General features: G+C 72.8%; 15 protein-coding genes and 1 pseudogene. 8 read left to right on the forward strand and 8 right to left on the reverse strand.

Features of this window, described 5'->3' with window-relative positions; translation table 11 throughout:
• Positions 1–20 precede the first annotated feature (20 nt).
• Positions 21–176, forward strand: a complete 156-nt coding sequence (locus GRQ65_RS03100; RefSeq protein WP_160875093.1) for a hypothetical protein — start codon at positions 21–23, stop codon at positions 174–176.
• 95 nt (positions 177–271) lie between these two features.
• Here the strand turns inward: GRQ65_RS03100 and GRQ65_RS03105 are convergent, their stop codons facing one another.
• A complete protein-coding gene (locus tag GRQ65_RS03105) occupies positions 272–1,447 on the reverse strand; it encodes a glycosyltransferase family 4 protein (RefSeq protein WP_337191445.1) in 1,176 nt (391 codons plus the stop codon).
• A gap of 56 nt (positions 1,448–1,503) precedes the next feature.
• Here GRQ65_RS03105 and GRQ65_RS03110 point away from each other — a divergent pair, with 56 nt between their 5' ends.
• On the forward strand, positions 1,504–2,262 hold the full coding sequence (locus GRQ65_RS03110) for a methyltransferase domain-containing protein (RefSeq protein ID WP_160875095.1): 759 nt from the start codon (positions 1,504–1,506) through the stop codon (positions 2,260–2,262).
• Positions 2,259–6,557: an alpha-(1->3)-arabinofuranosyltransferase domain-containing protein gene (locus tag GRQ65_RS03115; RefSeq protein ID WP_160875097.1), complete on the forward strand. Its 4,299-nt coding sequence runs from the start codon at positions 2,259–2,261 to the stop codon at positions 6,555–6,557. Before GRQ65_RS03110 ends, GRQ65_RS03115 begins: the two co-directional genes overlap by 4 nt.
• 23 nt (positions 6,558–6,580) lie before the next feature.
• Here GRQ65_RS03115 and GRQ65_RS22440 read toward each other — a convergent pair.
• Together GRQ65_RS22440 and GRQ65_RS03125 are read right to left on the reverse strand one after the other, a co-directional pair.
• Positions 6,581–7,687 (reverse strand): annotated as a pseudogene (locus tag GRQ65_RS22440) (acyltransferase family protein); the annotation flags it as partial.
• A complete protein-coding gene (locus GRQ65_RS03125; protein WP_160875101.1) occupies positions 7,684–9,432 on the reverse strand; it encodes a hypothetical protein in 1,749 nt (582 codons plus the stop codon). The gene GRQ65_RS03125 and the pseudogene GRQ65_RS22440, both read right to left, overlap by 4 nt.
• Before the next feature lie 275 nt (positions 9,433–9,707).
• Here GRQ65_RS03125 and pgfA point away from each other — a divergent pair, with 275 nt between their 5' ends.
• Complete coding sequence (gene pgfA / locus GRQ65_RS03130; RefSeq protein ID WP_160875103.1) at positions 9,708–10,625, forward strand: cell envelope lipid trafficking protein PgfA; 918 nt, start codon at positions 9,708–9,710, stop codon at positions 10,623–10,625.
• A 159-nt stretch (positions 10,626–10,784) separates the two neighbouring features.
• Here the strand turns inward: pgfA and GRQ65_RS03135 are convergent, their stop codons facing one another.
• The 3 genes from GRQ65_RS03135 to GRQ65_RS03145 all read right to left on the reverse strand — a co-directional run bounded on the left by GRQ65_RS03135 (position 10,785) and on the right by GRQ65_RS03145 (position 14,845).
• The gene (locus tag GRQ65_RS03135) at positions 10,785–11,408 is read right to left on the reverse strand and encodes a class I SAM-dependent methyltransferase (RefSeq protein ID WP_337191446.1); all 624 of its coding nucleotides are present in this window, start codon (positions 11,406–11,408) and stop codon (positions 10,785–10,787) included.
• A 275-nt stretch (positions 11,409–11,683) separates the two neighbouring features.
• Complete coding sequence (locus GRQ65_RS03140) at positions 11,684–12,433, reverse strand: ABC transporter (protein WP_160875105.1); 750 nt, start codon at positions 12,431–12,433, stop codon at positions 11,684–11,686.
• A gap of 117 nt (positions 12,434–12,550) precedes the next feature.
• A complete protein-coding gene (locus GRQ65_RS03145; RefSeq protein ID WP_160875107.1) occupies positions 12,551–14,845 on the reverse strand; it encodes an esterase-like activity of phytase family protein in 2,295 nt (764 codons plus the stop codon).
• 71 nt (positions 14,846–14,916) lie between these two features.
• On the opposite strand from GRQ65_RS03145, the gene GRQ65_RS03150 reads away from it, so the two are divergent.
• Both GRQ65_RS03150 and rpsA read left to right on the forward strand, forming a co-directional pair.
• On the forward strand, positions 14,917–15,801 hold the full coding sequence (locus GRQ65_RS03150; protein ID WP_160875109.1) for a phosphotransferase: 885 nt from the start codon (positions 14,917–14,919) through the stop codon (positions 15,799–15,801).
• A gap of 237 nt (positions 15,802–16,038) precedes the next feature.
• On the forward strand, positions 16,039–17,508 hold the full coding sequence (gene rpsA / locus GRQ65_RS03155; RefSeq protein ID WP_160875111.1) for a 30S ribosomal protein S1: 1,470 nt from the start codon (positions 16,039–16,041) through the stop codon (positions 17,506–17,508).
• Between the two features lie 135 nt (positions 17,509–17,643).
• Here the strand turns inward: rpsA and GRQ65_RS03160 are convergent, their stop codons facing one another.
• Positions 17,644–17,790 carry a hypothetical protein gene (locus GRQ65_RS03160; protein WP_160875113.1) on the reverse strand — a complete coding sequence of 49 codons (147 nt, stop codon included), beginning with the start codon at positions 17,788–17,790 and terminating at the stop codon, positions 17,644–17,646.
• A gap of 93 nt (positions 17,791–17,883) precedes the next feature.
• On the opposite strand from GRQ65_RS03160, the gene GRQ65_RS03165 reads away from it, so the two are divergent.
• Entirely contained in the window at positions 17,884–18,852 is a 969-nt protein-coding gene (locus tag GRQ65_RS03165) for a GlxA family transcriptional regulator (protein ID WP_202387284.1), read from the forward strand.
• Complete coding sequence (locus tag GRQ65_RS03170; RefSeq protein WP_160875115.1) at positions 18,849–19,646, forward strand: sulfotransferase family protein; 798 nt, start codon at positions 18,849–18,851, stop codon at positions 19,644–19,646. The genes GRQ65_RS03165 and GRQ65_RS03170 overlap by 4 nt, the downstream gene beginning before the upstream one ends.
• 39 nt (positions 19,647–19,685) lie before the next feature.
• Here GRQ65_RS03170 and GRQ65_RS03175 read toward each other — a convergent pair whose 3' ends face one another.
• Positions 19,686–20,933 (reverse strand): AMP-binding protein, encoded by a 1,248-nt coding sequence (locus tag GRQ65_RS03175; protein ID WP_160875117.1) that lies wholly within the window; start codon positions 20,931–20,933, stop codon positions 19,686–19,688.
• Positions 20,934–20,948 lie beyond the last annotated feature (15 nt).

Below are 20,948 nucleotides of genomic sequence, written 5' to 3' on the forward strand. Positions count from 1 at the left end.
CGTTCTGAGGAGGACTGTCTGTGGGCACTGTCATCACCACGTTCGTCTCGATGCTGGTCGGGGGCGCCGTCGCCGCCGTCACCGTCGTGGGTGTCGTGAACTCGCAGACCACCGCGCCCGACAAGACGCCGGTCAGCGTCAACGCGCCGGCCATCGACTACGGCTCGACCAACTGACCCCGTCCTGACGCCTGGCCCGCGTCAGAGGTCCGCGACCCTCTACTCGGGCCCGGTGTCGCAGGTCTTCACGGGGCTCGTCCCCGGGCGATCGCTCACGAGCTCGGTCGCGCACTCAGCTCGTCGGGGTCCTGGGCGTCGACGAGCCTGCCGTCGAGGGCGCTGACGAGGACGAGCGCGAAGGAGAGCTGAGCGTGGCTCCAGGAGAAGGCGTGGCTCATCTCGTAGGCCCCGTCTCCCAACCGCTGCCGCCGTTCGTGGTCCTCGAGCAGGTCGCCCAACGCCGCCACGAAGCCGACCTGGTCCTCGACGAGCAGACCGGACCAGCCGTCACGCACCGACTCGCGAGTGCCCCCGGCGCTCGAGTACGCGACGGTGGGCGTACGGTGCATCCCGGCCTCGCCGATGACCAGGCCCCACCCCTCTTTGAGCGAGGGCAGAGCCAGCACCCACGCTCGCTCGTAGACCTCGTGCTTGCGCGCCTCGTCGACCTGGCCCTCCCACACCACGAGGTCCTCGGCATCGCGGGCCACGACGTGCTCGCGCAGCTCCGCCTCCCACCACCCGCTGCCCACCACGTGCAGACGGATGCCCGGGAGACGTCCTCGCAGGGCCACCACGGCGTCCACCGCGTGCTCCACCTGCTTGTGGGGGACCAGCCGTCCCACGACGGCGACGACCGGGTGACCCGCCTTGCCCGACGTGACCGGTGTCGACGGGTCCGTGCCGTTGTGGACCACCGCGATGCGCGGGCCGCGGACCCCGAGGGTCCGCAGCTCTGCGCGCGTGGCGCGCGAGACCGCGACGTACTGGTCACGCCGGTAGAGCCACGGCGCGATGCGACTCTCGATGAACCAGCCGACCCGGCCGGTCACGCCGGGGTAGACGACGGGCCACTGCTCACGGTGGACGTGGTGGACCAGCACCACGACGGGGCGACGCGTGACCAGTCGGGAGAAGAACGGCAGTCCGTTCTGCACGTCGACCACCACGTCGGGCTCACCGAGGTCGCCGCGGCGCAGGGCTCGCATGCCGTGGAGGTAGACGCTCAGCTTGGTGCCCCGACGCACGTAGCGCACCCCGTCGACGATCTCCTCCGGCGGCGCGGCAGCGTGCGCAGCGCAGAACACCGTGACCTCGGCGCCGGCAGCGACCAGGCCGGCCGCGACGACCTCCAAGAAGCGCTCCGCGCCGCCGCCCTCGGGGTTGCGGGTGTCGCGCCAGCTCAGGAACACGACACGTCGTCCGCGCAGCGCCGTCACGTCGTCCACCCGGTGAAGGTTACGGGCTGGCGGCTGTCGTGATACCGCCCGGTAACCTCCGCGACGTGTCTGCCCAGCCCCGCACCGCACGTCGTTGGCGACCCGGTCTGCGCCGCTCCGTGCGTCTGCTGCGTGAGTTCCGCTACGAGCAGCCCGACCCGGCGCGCTTCTACACCGCGCTCGCCGAGGACTCGGTCGCCCAGCTCAGCGAGTACGCCGACCTCTCAGGTGCCCGCTTCCTCGACGTCGGGGGCGGGCCGGGCTACTTCCGCGACGCCTTCACCCGCGCGGGCGCGACCTACCTCGCGCTGGACTCCGATGTCGGAGAGCTCTCCGGTCTCGGCGAGATCGCCGAGGGCACTGTCGTCGGCTCCGGCATGCGGCTGCCGTTCCGCGACGACGCGGTCGACGTCTGCTACTCCTCCAACGTCCTGGAGCACGTGCCGGACCCCTGGCGGATGGCCGCCGAGATGGTGAGGGTGACGCGACCGGGCGGCACGGTCGCGATCTCCTACTGCGCCTGGTGGGGTCCGTGGGGCGGCCACGAGACCTCGCCGTGGCACTACCTCGGCGGGCACCGGGCCCGACGTCGCTACGCCCGCCGGCTCGGGGTGCAGCCCAAGAACAGGTACGGCGAGTCACTGTTCACCATCACCGTCGGAGCCGGCCTGCGCTGGGCCCGGCAGCAGGGCGAGCTCGGAACGGTCGACGTCGTCGACGTCCTCCCGCGCTACAACCCCCGCTGGTCGTGGTGGCTGCTGCGGGTCCCGGTCGTGCGGGAGGTGGTCACGTGGAACCTCGTCCTCGTGCTCCGCAAGAGATGACCGCGACGGAGTCGAGTGCGCTCCGGGGCAACGGGCGCACCCGGTTCCGGCTGGCTGCGGCGTGCGTGGTGCTCCTCGCCGTGGCGTTGGTGCAGGAGCCGGGGCTGCTGGTGCCGGACACCAAGTTCGACCTCGTCGCGGCACCGGGGGAGTTCCTGCGGCGCGCCCTGCACCTCTGGGACGCCGAGGGCGCCTTCGGGCAGCTGCAGAACCAGGCCTACGGCTACCTGTGGCCGATGGGACCCTTATTCTGGGTCGGGGACCTCGTCGACCTGCCAGGGTGGCTGGTCCAGCGCCTGTGGCTGTCACTCGTGCTCGTCGTCGCCTTCCTGGGCGCGGCCCTGCTGGTGCGTGCGCTCGGGGTGCGCTCCGACCTGGCCACCGTGCTCGCAGGCCTCGCCTTCGCCCTCTCGCCGAGGATGCTGACCACCCTCGGTCCGATCTCCATCGAGGCCTGGCCCGGCGCGCTCGCGCCGTGGGTGCTGCTCGCCCTCGTGCGAGGCTCCGAGTGCGGCTCACCGCGCCGCTGGGCGGCCATCGCCGGACTGGCGGTCGGGGCGGTCGGCGGCGTCAACGCTGCGGCGACGTTCGCGGTGGTGCCCCTCGGGGTCGTCTGGCTGCTGACCCGCACTCCGGGTCCCCGTCGGCGCGCGCTGATGCTGTGGTGGCCGGTCTTCACGCTGCTGGCGACCGGGTGGTGGCTGGTGCCGCTGTTCGTGATGGGCACCTACAGCCCACCGTTCCTCGACTACATCGAGACCTCGTCGGTGACGACACTGCCCACCACCGTGTGGGACGTGCTCCGCGGCACGTCCAACTGGGTCCCCTACGTCGATGCGAGCTCGCGAGCCGGCAACGACCTCATCACGACGCCCTACCTCGTGCTCGACAGTGCGGTGGTGCTGGCCGTCGGCGTCATCGGCCTGCTGGACCGGCGTACGCCGCAGCGGGCGTTCCTGGGACTCTCCGTTCTCCTCGGCGTCCTCATGGTGGGTGCGGGGCACCAGGGCTCGACCGCGGGCTGGTTCTCGGGCGACCTGTCCGCCCTCCTCGACGGCGCGCTCTCACCCCTGCGCAACGTCCACAAGTTCGACCCCGTCGTCCGGCTGCCTCTCGTCATCGGACTCGCCTTCTTCGTCGATCGGACCCGGAGCGGTGAGCGCCGCACCCGGCCCGTCGCCGAACGTGTCAACTCGATGGTGCTGGCCGGCGTGGTCGTGCTCGCGGTGGCCGGCGCCTCGGTGCCCGCCGTCGTCGGCCGCATCGCACCGGCTGGCGGCTTCGCCGCGGTGCCGGCGTACTGGCAGCAGACGGCGTCGTGGCTCGCACGGGAGGCTGACGGGACGACGTTGGTGGTCCCGGGCACCTCCTTCGGCACCTACGTGTGGGGCGACCCGCGCGATGAGCCGATGCAGTACCTCGCGACCTCGCCCTGGGCGGTGCGCAACGTCATCCCGCTCGCGCCCCCGGGCGGCATCCGGATGCTGGACGCCTTCGAGGACCGGCTGGCCCAGGGTGAGGGCTCGCCGGGCCTGGCCTCGGCCCTCGCCCGCGCAGGCGTCGAGCACGTCGTGGTGCGCAACGACCTGGAGCGCGGGAGCGATGTGCCCGACCCCGTGCTCGTCCACCAGGCCCTCGTCCAGTCCGGGCTCGAGCGGGTCGCCGACTTCGGACCCACGGTGGGTGGCGACGCGGTGCTGGCGTCCGGCACCTCGGCGGACCCGGCCACGGGTGGCAGCGCGGATGCGGTCGAGGCAGGCAGCGGCGGCCCGACCGCACCCCGGGTGCTCGCCAACGACGGCTGGCAGGCCCCCTACCCCGCGGTCGAGGTCTACGCCGTGCCGGAGCGCGCCGCGACGGCCGTGAGCGCCGCGGAGGTCGCCGTCGTCGCGGGCGGTCCCGAGGACCTCCTGGACCTGCAGGACCTGGGCGTGCTCGACGACCGGCCGGCGGTGCTGGCCGGCGACCTGGACCCCGAGCTCGTCGACGCCCTCGGTGTCGGTCCCGGGCGAGTCGTGCTCACCGACGGGCTCCGCGACCGCGAGCGCTTCTTCGCCCGCATCCACGACGGCGCCTCGGCTGCGCTCACCTCCGGTGACACGCCGCAGACCGGCAACCCGACCCGGGACTACCTCGTGCCCGGAGCCGACCGCTGGTCCACCCGGGTCCAGCTCACGGGGGCGCGTCGCATCGTCGCGAGCTCGTCACGCTCCTCCGCGGTCGCGCTCGGTGGTGCGGTGCGGGGCGACCTGCCCTACGCCGCGGTGGACGGCGACCCCGACACCCAGTGGGTCTCGGGTGCGGGCCGGACCGACCGGGCCTCGTGGCGCGTCGACCTCACCGACCCTCGCGACGTCGACGAGGTGGAGCTGCGGGGCGGCGCGGACGCCGCCGACAACCAGCAGGTGGAGGTCGTGACGCAGGCGGGGACCTCCGGGGCGGTCGACCTCCCGAGCGGCACCACCCGGCGTGTCCCGGTGCCCGCGGGAACCACCGGCTGGGTCGAGGTCCGAGACGCCTCACCCGACGGCGGCCGCCAGCTCGCCCTCGCCGACGTCGGCGTCGACGGCCTGCAGGTGGAGCGTGCGCTCCGGCTCCCGTCCCTCCCGGAGTCCTGGGGCGACCCCGCGGCCGTGGTGCTGCGGGCCGACCTCGACGACCGCCGCGGCTGCGTCGACGTGGGCGGTGACGTGCGCTGCGCGACAGGACGCGACCAAGCCGCCGAGGAGTCCTCGGGGATCGACCGAGTCGTGCCACTGGCGAGCGCCGACAGCTTCGGCACGGACCTCCTGGTCCGACCGCGTGCGGGCGCGGCACTCGACGACCTCACCCTCGCGTCGCAGCCCGTCTCGATCGCCGCCTCGTCGCTCGCGGTCCCCGACCCGCGGGCCGGGCCCGTCTCGGCCGTCGATGGCAACCGCTCGTCGACCTGGTACGCCGCGACCGACGACCTGCGACCGTCTCTCGACGTGCGCTGGCTCGGTAGCAAGCGCATCAGTGGCATCAAGATCGGGCTCGACCGCGACGCATCGGCACGCCGTCCGCTGCGAGTCCGCATCGACTCGGGGGACCAGACGCGAGTCGTGGCGCTCGACGAGCGCGGCCGTGCGTCGTTCCGTCCCCTCGTCACCAGCGCCGTCTCGGTCCAGGTCCTCCAGGCGGACGTGACCCAGAGCCTCGACTTCGCCGCGCAGGCGCGCCCCATCGGCATCGGGGTGAGCACACTCCGGTTGCGCGGACTCGACTATCTGCCCCTCGGTCTGTCGGCCGATCGGCGCGACCTCGGCTGCGGCAGCGGCCCCGACCTCCTCGTCGACGAGACGGCCCGGCTCACAGCCGTCCAGGCCGCGCCCAGCGAGCTGCTCGCAGGGCGCGAGGTTCCGGCGCGTGTCTGTGCCGGAGGGGCGGTCGTCGGTGACCCCGCGCCCACCGTCAGCAGTGCCGTGGAGCTGCCTGCGGGTGACGTGCGGATCGTCAGCCGACCCGATGGTGCGTTCGAGACTGCCTCCCTCGTGCTGTCCTCACGGAGCGCCACCGGACCCGCCGCCGCGGACACCACGGCGGCAGAGCTCGCCACCGGTCCCGACAGCCGGACCGTCCGACCTGGCGACGACGCGGCGGTCGTGGTGCTCCGACAGAACGTCAACGCCGGCTGGCAGGCCACCCAGGGCGGACGACGGCTCCTGCCCGTCACCGTCGACGGCTGGCAGCAGGGTTGGGTGCTGCCCGGAGGCGACACGGCGGGCGCTTCCGTGCGGGCGCGGTTCGCACCGGACACCGCCTACCGCTGGGGTCTGCTCCTCGGTCTCTGCGCGCTGTTCGCGCTCGCGGCCGGCGTCGGTTGGTCGTTGCGACGTCGGCGGGGCCGGCCCGACGGTCCTCCGCCGGTGTCCGAGCGTCGGTTGCCGGTAGTCGTCGCGGGGCCGGTGGCGCTCGTCGGTGGGGGACTGGTGGCGGGGTGGCCCGGGCTGCTCGTCGCCGCGGGTGTCGTGGCCGTCGTGGGTCTCGGCACGGCGCTCGGCCGGCTCAGCCCGGCGTACGTCTCGCTCCGCGGTCCCTGGCGGGAGCTGATGCCCTGGCTGTGTGCGGCCCCGTGTCTTCTCGCCGGGGCGGCGTACGCTGTGCGGCCCTGGGGTGGCGCGTCCGGCTGGGCCGGTGCGTCGGCCTGGCCGAGCTACCTGGCGCTGGTGCCGCTGCTCGCCGTGGTCGTCGTGGCCGGGTGGGACGACCTCGCGACGCGTGCGGAGCGGCGTCGTTCCTCCCAGAGGAGCACGGGGCGCTCCACCACGCGGTAGGCGACCTCCGCGGCCACCACGGAGCCGAGCAGTGCGAGCAGCCAGATCTCGGGCCCGTGCCCCTCGAAGAGCTCCCAGCCGGTGGTCCACATCACGAGGTGCAGCACCGGGAGGTGGAGGCAGAAGATGCCGTAGGAGATCCATCCGAGGTGGCGCAGCGGACGGGCGGACGCCGCGCGCGCGTAGGTGCTCCCCTCGGTCGGCCAGATGCCGGTGAGCACGACGCTCAGGGCCACGGCGGCGTAGAGCAGATTCTTGACCAGGAGGTCGCCGGTGTCGGGTGCCGTGAACATCGTCGGACCCGCCAAGGGGGTCGCGCTCACGACGAGCAGCGCCCCCGCCACCGTCCAGCAAGCACCAGGTTGGCCGGCCAGGCGCCGCAGTGCGCGGGTGAGCCGCGTGCCACGGCCGGCGCTGTCGAGAGCGTGCGCGGCGGCGAGGAGGAGTCCGACGCCGAACCACGTGAGGTAGGACGGCAGCCACTGCAGCGGTGCACCGTCGGTCGCGAGCCGGCCGGCCCGGGCCGCGCCGTCCACGAGCCACCAGACGTTGAGTGCGGCGAGTCCGAGCAGCACGCTCCAGAAACGTCCCGCACGCCACACCGGCGCGCGCCCCAGCATCAACGCCATCAGTGCGGGCAGGCCGAGGTAGAACATCACCTCGGCGGCGAGGCTCCACATCTGGGTGAGTCCAGCAGGGAACAGGGTGCCCGAGATCGTGTCGAGCATCAGGAGGGTACTGAGCCAGTCGACCGCCCCCAGGCCGGCGTTCTCGTCGATGAACACGAGCGCGACGACGACGGTGACGACGTACAGCGGCACGATGCGCAGGAACCGCCGCTGGGCGTAGACGCCGAGCGCCGGTGCGGGCCCGGGTTCGGCCCGCATCGCGGCCACGAGCCAGGGACGAGCAAGCAGGAAGCCCGACAGCACGAAGAACAGCGCCACCCCCACGTCGAGGCGGGCGAAGAGGGTCCCGAGGACGCCGTGGCGCAGGTAGTCGCCGGACCAGAACGTCGCGTGCGTGGTGAGCACGGCCAGCGCGCCGACCGCGCGGAGGGTGTCGAGGACCGGGAAGTCGCGCCCGTGGCGCGGCGGGGGCGCGACCAGAGAGGGGGGTGGGGCGCTCACAGGTAGCCTCCGGGCTCGAGTGAGCCGACCTGGACCTGGTCCACGCAGAGGGTCGTGCCCGGGGCGAGGCCAGTGAACGTCACTGCGCCGACCTCACCCGTGACGTGGACGAACAGCGTGCCGAGACCGGCGACGACACGGGCGTCGACGTCGTCGTCGCCCGCGACCACGGTCAGCGGGCCGTCGCCCGAGGCGAGGTAGCCGATCCGCATCCACCAGTCGTAGTCGAACGTCGTGGTGTCGAGCGGGACGCGCACGCTCGCACCACCGTCGATGCGCCAACCGCAGCCGTCGTCGGGCCCGCGGCTGCTCTGGGCCACGGCCTGGACGCTGGCCGCCCTGGGGACGCCGTCCCCGTCGAGGACCGTCAGCCGGTTGCTGGCCTCGGGGAACCTCGCGTTGTCGACGAGCAGCGGCACGATGGCGCTGGCCCGGTTGTAGGGCGCGGCGAAGGCGGGCATGACTGCCTCCGGGACCGAGGTGTCGGCGAGGTCCACCTCGCCCTGGCCTCGCAGGCCGTCCATCACGGAGTGGGCCCAGGCGTCACCCGGGTTGTCGTCGTGCCACACCGCGACGTACCGCACGGTGCTGACGATGCCGGACGCGCACACGAGAGCCACGACGACGGCGGGCCACGGGGTGCGCAGGTGAGACCGGACCAGCGGGTCCGTCCGGGGCGCGCTCGACTCGACGGCGCCGCGCAACGGCATGGTGGCCAGTCCCACGCACAGGCTCAGGACGAGGACCACGTCGGTCAGGTAGCGGTACTCGAGCCCCAGTCCGGCGCCGAAGGCCGCGACCCGGCTGCTGAAGAGAAGCAGGTAGGCGGACGCTGCATAGCCTGCGAGAAGCGCCCACGCACGCAAGGTGCGCGATCTCCGGGCGAACAACCAGAGGACGACCAGCACGATCAGGACCCAGCTGGCGTGCACGGTCCAGTCCGGCGGGTCGGCGCGGGCGACAGGCGGGTTGTCCGCACTCCAGCGCCACGGGCCCCCCGTGAGGCCGCTGGGCAGCGCGGTGCCGAGCATCGTGTCGGCCAGCCGGCCCGCCACGCCGGGGCCGGGGAGGCGGACCGGGGACTCGACGAGGGCGGCGTAGACAACCAGGTAGCCCACCGCGACGAGGGCGGCGAGGACGAGGGAGGGCCAGTAGGAGGACAGGCACGCGCGCGCCCGCGCGAGCGGCGTGCCCGCTGCGAAGTAGGCGAGCATGACGAAGGCCATGACGGGCAGCAGCAGCAGAGCCTTCTCGTAGGTCGACAGCCCGAGGGCGACGGCGACGAACGTGGCGCACAGCCACCACGGGGAACGGCCACGCAGGTACGTCACCCACGAGGCGACCGTCGCGAAGAAGACGACCTGGAAGGGCTGCTGCGACAGCGATGCGGCCCACCACATCGACGCGGGCACCGTGACCGCGAGGAAGAGGTAGAGCCCGAGGGGGACCAGGATCCCCCAGCGCACGCCGAAGAGGACCACGAGCATGACCAGGCACAGCACCGAGGCGAGCGCCTGGAGCGTCCAGGTCACGGAGGCGGCAGTGGTCCAGTCGGCGCGGCCGCTGGACTGGACGAGGAACGCGATCGCCCGGCCGAGCGGCAGCAGGTGGCCGTCGAACGGCTCGCCGAGGTAGGCCCGACCGAAGCCCTGATCACGGGCCTGTGTCATCAGCCGGTAGTCGTCGCTGTAGAACCAGCTCGGGAACAGCGCCCAGGCGCGCAGCCCCAGCTGCAGAGCGATCATCAGCCCTGCGGCGAACCAGACGAGCTGACCCGGCCGGACGGACCTGTCGGGAGTCGACCGCTGCGCCACCCGAGCCCCATCCGGCGACGCGTCGTCAGCCGCTGCGGATGGCGTGAGCGGCATCTCGTCCCGCACTGCCACGTCCGCGAGTCTCGCACACCTCTCGTGGCGCCCGACCCGCCCGGTGTGACGTCGTGCACATCGAGGCTACTGTGCAGTAGGGTCACCGGGTGTCGACCCGGGACCGGTCGGCGACGTCCTGGGGAGGATCGGCTGTGAGGGTGCTGGCACGTGTGCTGCTGGGGTTCGGCGTGTTCTTGGTGGTCGCGGGGGTCATTGCGCTGACCTGGGCGCCCGGCGTGGTCAAGAAGACCCCGCTGGACGTCGACACGTTGACGGTGTACACCGGTGAGGCCGCCAAGATCGATCCGGCCACCGGAGACTTCGACCGACGGCCCGTGTACGCCCTGACCGACACCAAGGCCGACTCCGAGGCGTCCTCCTCGGACCACGTCCTGTTCGTGACCACCCAGTGCGCCGTCTTCGACACCGGGGGCGAGAAGGTGTGCGTCGACGGGGAGGACCCCGACCTCATCACCGCGAACATCGACGTGTTCGCCACCGACCGCACGACCGCTCTGTCGGTCGACGACAAGAACCTGCCGGCCGACGCCGTCCCGCACGAGGGGCTGGTCAACAAGTTCCCCTTCGACGTGCAGAAGAAGGCCTACCCGTTCTGGGACGGCACCCTGGGCCGCGCCGTCGACATCGAGTACCAGGACACCGAGACCGTCGACGGTCTCGAGACCTACCGCTTCTCCTACACCGTCGCCGACGAGCCGATCGAGGTCGCCGAGGGCGTGGACGGCACCTACGACAACGTCATCACCGTCAACGTCGACCCGCGCACCGGCTCGATCGTGAAGAGCGGTCAGGACCAGCAGCGCTACCTCGCGGACGGCACCCAGGCCCTCGACATCACGGTCGTCACCGACGACGACACCATCAAGACCGCGGTCGACGAGGCGAAGGCCAACGGCTCCTCCTTGACGCTGCTGCTCACGATCGTCCCGGTGGTCGGCCTCGTCGGTGGAGCGCTGTGCCTGATCGCCGGCGGGCTCCTGCTGGCCCGGCGCCGCGAGCGTCCCGGGGCCCGTGTCGCCGAGCGCTCCCAGGATCGCGTCCCGGCCTGACCGCCTCGTTCCACGCGGGTCGAGCAGCGAGCGCCAGCGAGCGTCGTCGAGACCTGGTGACCCGGGCTGGGCCCCGGCGACAGGGTGCGGTGGTCTCGACGACGTTCGGTCCTAGCGGACCTCTCTGCCCGACCAGCGGTGCGCGGTCCTCGACCAGCGTCAGCGCGGGTCCCAGTCGGCGCCGAAGAGTGCGGTGCCCGGCGTCCACCGGCCGCGTAGGCCGGACCAGCCGCCCCAGACCCGGTCGTGGCCCTCGGGCCACTCCGGCTCGAGCAGGTCGGTGAGGCGGAAGCCGTGGCGGGCGAGCAGGGCGACCCAGTCGCCGAGGGTGCGGTGGTGCTCGACGTAGGCCACCTCGCCGGTGGCGCGGTCGACCTCGACGTAGGGCGTGCGGTCCCAGTAGGACTGGCTCGCCGTCAGCCCCGCCTCGCCGGGGTCGTCGGGGAACATCCACCGCGTCGGGTGGGTGATCGAGAAGGCGTAGCGCCCGCCCGGGCGCAGCACGCGGGCCGTCTCGGCCACCGCGTCGTCGAGGTCGGCCACGAACTGCAGCGCCCCGAAGGAGCTGAACACGACGTCGAAGCTGTCGTCGGCGAAGGGGAGCGCGGTCGCGGTCGCGCGCACCGACGGCACGGCGACGCCGGTCTGCTCGTCGAGGCGGCGCGAGTGCTGCAGCTGCCGGTGGGAGAGGTCGACGCCGAAGCCGTGCCCGCCCTGGGTGCGCACCCAGCGCGAGCACTGGCCCGCGCCGGAGCCGACCTCGAGCACGCTGCGCCCGCGCACGTCGCCGAGGATGCCCGCGCTCTCCTCGGTGAGCCCCTCCGGTCCCCAGACGAACCCCGCGTCGCCGAGGAAGGGCCCGTGCGTGGCCTGGTACTCGTCGGCGTAGCGGTCCCAGTCGGGACCGTTGGCCCGGCGCGACGAGGCCTCGTCGACGCTGCGGCGCTCGACGTCGACGGGGCGGTCGTACGGCGGGCTGGTGCCGTCGCCCAGCCCGTCGCTCGGCCCGTCGCTCGGCCCGTCGTTCGGCCCGTCGCTCGGCCCGTCTCCGAGACCGCTCAGGACGACGACCCGAGCGAACGACGGCGCGCGAGCGGGATCCGGTTGGCGAGGTCGCCGAGCGGCCCCACGGTGCGCCCGAGGGCGTCCGCGGACTGGGCGAGCTCGGGGATCAGCTCGGCCAGCTGGATCAGCTGGGGCTGGATCGCCTCGAGGGTCTCGCCGAGGCCGATGAGCTGCTCCAGGGTGCCGCCGTCGGCGATGAGCTTCTCGAGGTAGCCGTCGTCGCGCAGCAGCCGGTCGGCCAGGCCGCCGGGCTCCAGCAGCGTGTCGAGGATGCCGCCGGGCGCGGTGATCCGGTCGAGCGCGCCGTTGCTGGCCAGCAGCCGGTCGAGCACGCCGCCCTCGGCGACCAGCTGCTCGAGGGCACCGTCGCGACCGACCAGCCGCTCGAGCGGACCCTCGGCCGCCAGCAGGCGCTCGACGGGGCCGTCCGGGGCGAGCAGCCGCTCGAGCGCGCCGCCTCCCGCGGCGATCCGCATCAGCGGGCCGTCGTCGGCGAGCAGCCGGTCCAGCAGCCCGCCGCGGGCGAGCAGGCGCACCAGGGGGTGGTCGTCGCTCAGGTTGCGCAGCGACTCGATCCACTCGACGTAGCCCCCCGGTCGCAGCAGGGGCCCGTCCGGGGCGGTGAGGCGACCGACCTGCAGTGTGGTGCGGGCGAACGCGACGCCCACGCGCCACGGCAGCGTCGCGGCCTCGACCAGCAGCGCGGGCAGCTCGGGGGAGGTCCGGCGGGCGGGGAGGGCCATGGCACGACGGTAGCCCGGTGTGACCCCGATCTCCCGACCGACCGACGGATTCGTCCGCCAGTCGGTCAGGAGACCGTCACGGGTCGCGCCTGGGCGGGTGAGGTCAGTCCGGGTCGGTCAGTCCAGGACCGTGCGGCCGATAGCCGGGTCGTCGGTGAAGAACCCGTCGATCCCGGCGGCCAGGAACGCCCGCAGCTCGCCGGCGAGGTCGCCGGTGGCATTGGGGTCGGTGCCGCGGCGGTACTGCAGCGGCAGGAACTGGTTCTCCTTGCGGAAGGTGAACGGGTGCACCACCAGGTCGGCGCGGTGGGCGTCGCGCACGACGTCGGTCGGCTGCAGCAGCCGGCCCGAGGCGTCGCGGGGGATCACCAGGTCCTTGCACGGCCCGATGCCGTCGGCGTAGCGCCCGATCGCCTGCAGCCCGCGCCGCGTCGCGAGGTCGGCGTAGGTCGTCGGGTCGCCCTGCGCCACGAGGTCGTACGGCGCCCCGCTGCAGTCCATGAGCTGCACCAGCCGGAAGTCGGTGCGGCGGTCGAGCTGGCGCAGGTTGGTCGTCTCGAAGCTCTGCAGGTAGACCGGGTCGCGACCGTCGTAGCCGTTGGTCGCCAGGGTCGCGAGCAGGGGCTCCTCGGGGCTGAGACCGATCGAGTCGAAGTAGGTCGGGTGCTTGGTCTCGGGGTAGACACCGACGGGGCCGCCGGTGCAGGTGCGCGAGTGCCGGGCCAGGTCGAGCACCTCGTCGAACGTCGGCACGGCGTACCTGCCGTCGAAGCTCGCGTTGCCCGGGCGCACCTGCGGCAGCCGCTCCTTCGCCCGCAGGGTCTTGAGCTCGGCGAGGGTGAAGTCCTCGGTGAACCAACCGGTGACGGAGCGACCGTCGATGGTCTTCGTGGTGCGCCGGTCGGCGAACTCCGGTCGGGTCGAGACGTCGGTGGTGCCGCCGATCTCGTTCTCGTGCCGGGCGACGAGCACGCCGTCCTTCGTCGGCACGAGGTCGGGCTCGATGTAGTCGGCGCACGCCTGGATCGCCTGCTCGTAGGAGGCGAGGGTGTGCTCGGGGCGGGTGCCCGACGAGCCGCGGTGCCCGATGAGGGTGCGGGCGTTGGGGGTGACCCGGGTCTTCTCGAGGTCGATGACCGCGAGCTCGGTGTCGTCGGGGGTGCCGGGCACCCGGGCGTCGTCGCCGGGGTAGTTGTTGTCGTTGGCGGTCAGCAGCCGGCCGTCCCGCAGCTGCACGACGGTCTCGACCGAGACGAACGGGAACGAGAACGGGTCGCCCACGCCGTAGGCACCGGGCGAGGTGCGGGTGCCGATGCCGGCCGGGTTGGCGATCTTCAGCAGGTCTACGACCAGCTCCTTGGCGAGGAACCCGTCGGGCTCGCTCCGCCGCAGGTCGACGGAGTAGATCCGCTTGGTGACCGCGGTGGCGCCGTCGTAGTTGTCGCGCTCGAGGACGAGCAGCCGGCCGTCGCGGGTCGTGAACGCGTCGGCGACGAAGTTCGCTGCGTCGTCGGTCTGGTAGGCCCACCGGCGCCCGGTGTAGCGACCGGCCCGGGTGTCGAACTCGTAGATCCAGCGACGGCGCTGGTCGGCGTCGTCGAGGAAGGCGCCCTCGAGGGTCGGGTAGAGGTAACGGCCGTCGCGCGAGCCGGCCATCGCCTCGAAGCCCCGGCTGGCGCCGATGCGCGGGGCGGCGCCGGCAGGAGCGGGGTTCTGCGGGGAGGCGCCGTCGACGAACGGCACGGGGGCCGAGAGGAGCCTGCCGGTGGCGTCGACGTGGAGCAGGAACGGGCCGAACTCCTCGCCGACCCAGAACGTGCCGTCGGGCTGGCGCACCAGCGACTCGATGTCGAAGTCGGCGCCGGTGAGCAGCCGGTCGGCGGTGGCGTCGTTGACGATCGGGAAGGGGATGCGGCGGTCGGGGTCACGCAGGCTGATGAAGCCCCGGACGTCGATGCGGCCCGGGCCCCCGTTCGCGGTCTCCCACTGCGGGGCGATGCGGTAGATGCGGAGCAGGAAGTCGGCGGAGTTGGCCTTGGTGCCGAAGCCGTTGTCGGGCTGGGCCCAGAAGGTGCCGTCGCGGTCCTCGACGACGGCCGAGAAGCCCGGGACCACCTGTCCCGCGAACGGTCCGGTCCGACCGTTGCCGGGGGAGGCCAGGGCCCCGGACGGCGGGCCGTCGGCGAGGAAGTCGGCCGACAGCGTCGCGCGGGCCTCGAGCGTCGGCACGGTGGCGAGGACGGGCTTCGGCGGCTTCGCGGGCTTCGCGGGCTTCGTCGGGCCGTGGTCGTGGCGGTGCTCGTGGCGGTCGCGGCCGGCCGGCGTGGCCGCCGCGGCGTGGGGGAGGGAGAGGGTGGTGGAGGTGAGGGTGGCGGCGAGGGCGAGACCCAGCCAGGGTCCGAGACGTGGCATGCCTCGACCCAACCGAGACCCGGCCGAGGCCCGGTGACGTCTCGGCCAACGCACGGGGAAGACTGGGTGTCGTGGACCTCTCCTCGCTCGAGCCGCTGACCGGCGGCTGGTCGGGCCGCACCTTCGTGGGCGAGGTGGCGGGCGAGCGCTCCGTGGTGCGCATCTACCCGCCGGAGGACGAGCGCTCCGAGCGCGGACCGGAGATCGACGCGGCGCTGCTCCTGCTGGTGCGCGGGCTCGTGCCGGTGCCCGACGTGCTCGAGGTCCGCCAGGGGACCGACGTGACGCCGGGGGTGCTGGTCACCTCGCTCGTCCCGGGCACCCGTGGCGACGAGCTGCTGCCGACCCTGGCCGAGGACCAGCTGGCGGTCGTCGGCACCCACCTCGGTCACCTGGCGGGCGACCTCGCCGGCATGCCGCAGCTGCGCGCGGGGGAGTTCGTCGACGGCTCGCTGCGAGTACGGCCCTTCGACGTCGACGGTCTGCCCGACCTGCTCGAGCGGAGCCTGCCCGACCTCGGCCACCTCGCACCGGGCGAGGTCGAGGCGCTGCGCGACGTGGTCGCCGAGGCGCAGACCCTGCTCGACACCGTGACCCGCACCAGCCTGGTCCACAGCGACCTGAACCCGAAGAACCTGCTGCTCGACCCGACCACGCTCGAGCTGACCGGGGTCGTCGACTGGGAGTTCTCCCACGCCGGTCACCCCTTCACCGACCTGGGCAACCTGCTGCGCTTCGAACGCGTCCCGGCGTACGCCGAGGCCGTGCTGGCGGGGTACGCCGAGCGCCGCGGCACCGCCGCCGAGCTGTCCCTGCCGCTGGCGCGGGCCGCCGACCTGGCGGCGCTGATCGACCTGGCCGCGCGCCGGGGACGCGACCCGGTGGCCACCCGGGCCGACGCGCTCCTGCGGGCGATCGCCCGCGAGCGCGACCCGGGTGCCGACGTACCCGCCTGACGTGCCTGCCTGACGTGCCTGCCTGAGTTGGCCGCGCCCCGCGGTGCGGCGTAGTGTGGGCTATTGCGTCAGAAGTCTGCCTGCGTCCCAGACGGAGTGGACTCTCGCTCGTCACAGATGGCCGTCCGTGGCTCTGCATTCCGGTGCACTGCACCAGGGCGGCCCGACATCGGTGGTGAAACCGGCTTCCGCGCGCGCCCGCACGACATCTGTCCACCCAAGGAACACATCCACCACATGACGTCCACCATCTCCACCCTCCCCGACTACGACGCGCCCCAGGTGGCCGTCAACGACATCGGGTCCGAGGAAGACTTCCTCGCCGCGATCGACGCGACCATCAAGTACTTCAACGACGGCGACATCGTCGAGGGCACCATCGTCAAGGTCGACCGCGACGAGGTCCTGCTCGACATCGGCTACAAGACCGAGGGCGTCATCCCCTCCCGCGAGCTGTCGATCAAGCACGACGTCGACCCCTCCGAGGTCGTCTCTGTCGGCGACGCGGTCGAGGCCCTGGTCCTCCAGAAGGAGGACAAGGAGGGTCGCCTGATCCTGTCCAAGAAGCGCGCCCAGTACGAGCGCGCCTGGGGCACCATCGAGCAGGTCAAGGAGGAGGACGGCGTCGTCGAGGGCACCGTCATCGAGGTCGTCAAGGGCGGCCTCATCCTCGACATCGGCCTGCGCGGCTTCCTGCCCGCCTCGCTCGTGGAGATGCGTCGCGTCCGCGACCTGCAGCCCTACGTCGGTCAGACGCTCGAGGCGAAGATCATCGAGCTCGACAAGAACCGCAACAACGTCGTGCTCTCGCGCCGTGCGTGGCTCGAGCAGACCCAGTCCGAGGTGCGCCACGGCTTCCTGACCCAGCTGCAGAAGGGCCAGATCCGCAAGGGTGTCGTCTCCTCGATCGTCAACTTCGGTGCGTTCGTGGACCTCGGCGGCGTCGACGGCCTCGTGCACGTCTCGGAGCTGTCCTGGAAGCACATCGACCACCCCTCGGAGGTCGTGACCGTCGGCGACGAGGTCACCGTCGAGGTGCTCGACGTCGACATGGACCGCGAGCGGGTCTCGCTGTCGCTCAAGGCGACGCAGGAGGACCCCTGGCAGCACTTCGCCCGCACCCACCAGATCGGTCAGATCGTGCCGGGCAAGGTCACCAAGCTGGTGCCCTTCGGTTCGTTCGTCCGCGTGGAGGAGGGCATCGAGGGTCTGGTGCACATCTCCGAGCTGGCCGAGCGCCACGTGGAGATCCCCGAGCAGGTCGTCCAGGTCAACGACGACGTCATGGTCAAGATCATCGACATCGACCTCGAGCGTCGCCGCATCTCGCTGTCGCTGAAGCAGGCCAACGAGACCGCCGCCGCCACCGACGTCGAGGAGTTCGACCCGACGCTCTACGGCATGACCGCGACCTACGACGAGCAGGGCAACTACGTCTACCCCGAGGGCTTCGACCCCGAGACGGGCGAGTGGCTCGAGGGCTTCGACGAGCAGCGCGCGATCTGGGAGGACCAGTACGCCAAGGCGCACGCCCGCTGGGAGGCCCACGTCAAGCAGCAGGAGGAGGCCGCCAAGGCCGAGGTCGAGGCCGGCGAGGCCACGTCGTACTCCTCCGGCGGCAGCGACGCGGCCGAGGAGGACGGCGGCTCGCTCGCCTCCGACGAGGCGCTGCAGGCCCTGCGCGAGAAGCTCACCGGCGGCAACTGAGCCGCAGGAGACCGATCGCGGCACCCGCCGCTGACGTACCGCACACGACGACGCCCCGCCCGGGAGACCGGGCGGGGCGTTGTCGTTCGTTGTCGTTCGTTGTCGTTCGTTCTGGTCGTTCGTTCTGGTCGGTGCTCAGCGGGCGAGCGGGGCGATGAAGGACGGGTCCTCGAAGTGGGAGACCGGGGGCCGCTGGGGGCCGCGGCCGTCGTGGAGCAGCAGGTGCACGGTGCCGGCCAGGGACAGCGCGGCGACCGCCAGGAGGATCAGCAGGAAGGTCATGGCAGAAATCGTGCTCTCGTCGACTTGCCGCCACGAGTGGCAGAGAAGTCGTGCTGCGTTGATTTCCTGCCACACCTCCGCGAGGATCGACGCATGAGCACCCCGTCCGCACTGCACACGGTCGCCGTCATCGTGCAGGACAACGCCGAGCCGTTCGGGCTCGGCTCGCTCGTCGAGGTCTGGGGCGAGCCCTACCACCCCGAGGACGACAACCCGGTCTTCGACTTCCGGGTGTGCACGCCCCGCCCTGGCCGCGTGACGACCCGCAGCGACTTCGACCTGGTGGTGGACCGGGGGCTCGAGGCGGTCGCGGACGCCGACCTCGTCTGCGTCTCGCCCCACTGGGACTACGACGTGCACGACGACGCGGTGCTCGAGGTCCTGTGCGCCGCCCACGAGCGCGGCGCGATCATCTACGCGCACTGCTCGGGCAGCTTCACCCTCGGCGCCGCCGGGCTGCTCGACGGTCGCGAGTGCACCACCCACTGGCGCTACACCGACCGGCTGCAGCGCGCCTACCCCGAGGCCCTCGTGCACCCCGACGTCCTCTACTGCCACGACGGCACCGTGCTCACCGGCGCCGGCTCCGCTGCGGGCATCGACGCCTCGCTGCACCTCGTGCGTGACCGGTTCGGCGCCCACGTCGCGTCCACCACAGCCCGCCGGATCGTCGTACCCCCGCACCGCGACGGCGGTCAGGCGCAGTTCATCGCCCGCCAGGTGCCCGAGTGCGACGCCGAGACGCTGGGCCCGCTGCTGCAGTGGATCCTGGAGCACCTCGCCGAGGACCTCGACGTCGAGAGCCTCGCCCGGCGCGCGCTCATGTCGTCGCGGACCTTCGCGCGTCGCTTCCGCGCCGAGACCGGCGCGACGCCCCACGCCTGGGTGACCCAGCAGCGGGTGCTCCGCGCCGAGCAGCTGCTCGAGCAGTCCGACCGCTCGATCGAGTGGATCGCCGCGGAGGTCGGCTTCGGCAACGCCGCGACCCTGCGCCACCACTTCACGCGTCAGCGCGGGGTCAGCCCCCAGCAGTACCGCCGCACCTTCTCGGGTGTCGCGTGAGCGGCACCTTCCTGCTCGGGGTCGGGGCGCAGAAGGGCGGGACTGCCTGGTTGCACCGCTACCTCGCCGACTCCCCTCAGTTCGACGGCGGCTTCCGCAAGGAGTACCACGTCTGGGACGCCCTCGACCTGCCGTCGGGACGGCTCGTGCGGGAGCGCATCGAGGCGCAGGGCGGCCCGCGCGCGGAGCTGCTGGCCGACCCGGAGCGCTACTTCGACTACTTCACCTCGCTGCTGGAGCCGCCGGCGGTGCGGCTCACCGCCGACATCACCCCGGCCTACGCCGAGCTGCCGGTGGCCCGGCTCGCCGCGGTCCGCGACGGCTTCGCCACGCGCGGCGTGCGCCCGGCCGCGGTGTTCCTCATGCGCGACCCGGTCGAGCGGGTCTGGTCGGCCGCCCGGATGGACATGCGGCGGCTGGGGGAGGCGGCTCCCGAGCCCGCCGAGGTGCGGATCAGTCACATGTACCACCACCCGATGTACGCCGAGAAGACGCGCTACGACCTCACCATCGACGCCCTCGAGCAGGTCTTCTCACCGGACCAGGTGTTCTACGGCCTCTACGAGCGGCTCTTCTCCGCCGACACCCTCCGCCCGTTCTGCGCCTTCGCCGGCATCGACTACCACGAGCCCGACCCCGACCGGCGGGTCAACGAGTCGCCGAAGACCGTCGAGCTGCCCGAGGAGACGGTCCGCACGATCGCCCGCCACTTCGCGCCGGTCTACGCCGCCGTCGCCGCGCGCTTCCCCGACGTCGACCTCGCCGCCCTCTGGCCCTCGGCCCGCCACCTCTGAGCAGGGCACGGACGACGGTCCGTCTCCGCGCGTCACGAACTACCTGCCCGGGAGCTCCGATCGCCGCACCTTGCCGGTGAGGGTCATGGGCAGCTCGTCGAGGTGGTGCCAGACCTTGGGCCGCTTGGGCGGGGCGAGCTCGGCCCGCGCGAAGGCGTCGAGGTCCTCGGCTCCCGCCGTGCCGACGTACGCCGCGCGCAGCTGCTGGCCCCACTCGTCGTCGGGGACACCGTAGACCGCGACGTCGCTGATGCCGGGGTGCCCGCGGAGCACCTGCTCGACCTCGAGCGGGTAGACGTTGACACCGCCGGTGATGACGAGGTCCTCGCGGCGCCCGTCGAGGAAGAGGTAGCCGTCGTCGTCCAGACGGCCGAGGTCGCCGACCGTGAACGCCGGTCCGTCCGCGGTCTCGCGCCAGGCGGCGGCGGTCTTCTCGGGCGCCTCGAAGTAGGTGAACCGGGCGTGGGGCGGCACCGTGCACCAGACGGTGCCGTCGTCGTCGACGTGGAGCGTGCGCCCGGGCCGGGCCCGCCCGACGGTGCCGGGGCGCTCGAGCCACTCCTCGGAGCGGCACGCGGTGAACTGGCCCTCGGTCGATCCGTAGAACTCCCAGGTGGTCCCGGGCGGGAAGGCGTCGATGAGGCGCCGCTTGACGCGCTCGGGGCAGGGGGAGCCGGCGTGGGCGAGCAGCCGGAAGCAGGTCAGGTCGGGCCAGCCCGCCTCGTCCCAGTGTGCGAAGAGCCGCTGCAGGTGGGTCGGGACGACGAACGCCGTCGTCGGCCGCTCGCGCTCGACGGACGTGGTGAGGACGGCGGCGTCGAACGGTCCCGGCAGCACGACTCGGCCACCGGCGAGCAGCGTGCCCATCGAAAACCGCAGCGGTGCGGAGTGGTAGAGCGGGGAGACGACCAGGTTGACGTCGTCGGCGCTGAAGCCCCACAGCTCGCGCTCCTCGGCCACCAGAGCCTCGGCGTCGTCGGGGGAGAGCAAGCCGCTCCACACGCCCTTCGGGACGCCGGTGGTGCCGCTCGTGCAGTGCATGGGGCGCGCCCGGGGCAGCTCGCCGGCCCAGGGGTACGCCGTCCGCAGCCCGTCGAGGGCGGCGTCGTCGTCGACGACCAGAGCCGGTCGCAGCGGGGTGAGGATCCGCTCCCGCTCGGCCTCGCTCAGCCGCGGGTCGAGCGGGATCGGCACGACCCCGGCGGCCAGCAGCCCCAGCACGACCTCGAGGTAGGCCGGGGAGCCGGCGACGAGCAGAGCGACCCGGTCGCCCTCGCTCAGCCGCACGGCACCACACTACGC

The sequence above is a fragment of the Nocardioides flavescens genome (assembly GCF_009823805.1).
GTDB classification, from domain to species: Bacteria; Actinomycetota; Actinomycetes; order Propionibacteriales; family Nocardioidaceae; genus Nocardioides; species Nocardioides flavescens.

Bases quoted from the DNA above. Each gene is read 5' to 3' on its own strand.
- GRQ65_RS03115 (WP_160875097.1), top strand. From the start codon at position 2,259: ATGACCGCGACGGAGTCGAGTGCGCTCCGGGGCAACGGGCGCACCCGG.
- GRQ65_RS03125 (WP_160875101.1), bottom strand. From the start codon at position 9,432: ATGATCGCTCTGCAGCTGGGGCTGCGCGCCTGGGCGCTGTTCCCGAGC.
- GRQ65_RS03140 (WP_160875105.1), bottom strand. From the start codon at position 12,433: ATGGCCCTCCCCGCCCGCCGGACCTCCCCCGAGCTGCCCGCGCTGCTG.
- GRQ65_RS03145 (WP_160875107.1), bottom strand. From the start codon at position 14,845: ATGCCACGTCTCGGACCCTGGCTGGGTCTCGCCCTCGCCGCCACCCTC.
- rpsA (WP_160875111.1), top strand. From the start codon at position 16,039: ATGACGTCCACCATCTCCACCCTCCCCGACTACGACGCGCCCCAGGTG.
- GRQ65_RS03160 (WP_160875113.1), bottom strand. From the start codon at position 17,790: ATGACCTTCCTGCTGATCCTCCTGGCGGTCGCCGCGCTGTCCCTGGCC.
- GRQ65_RS03165 (WP_202387284.1), top strand. From the start codon at position 17,884: ATGAGCACCCCGTCCGCACTGCACACGGTCGCCGTCATCGTGCAGGAC.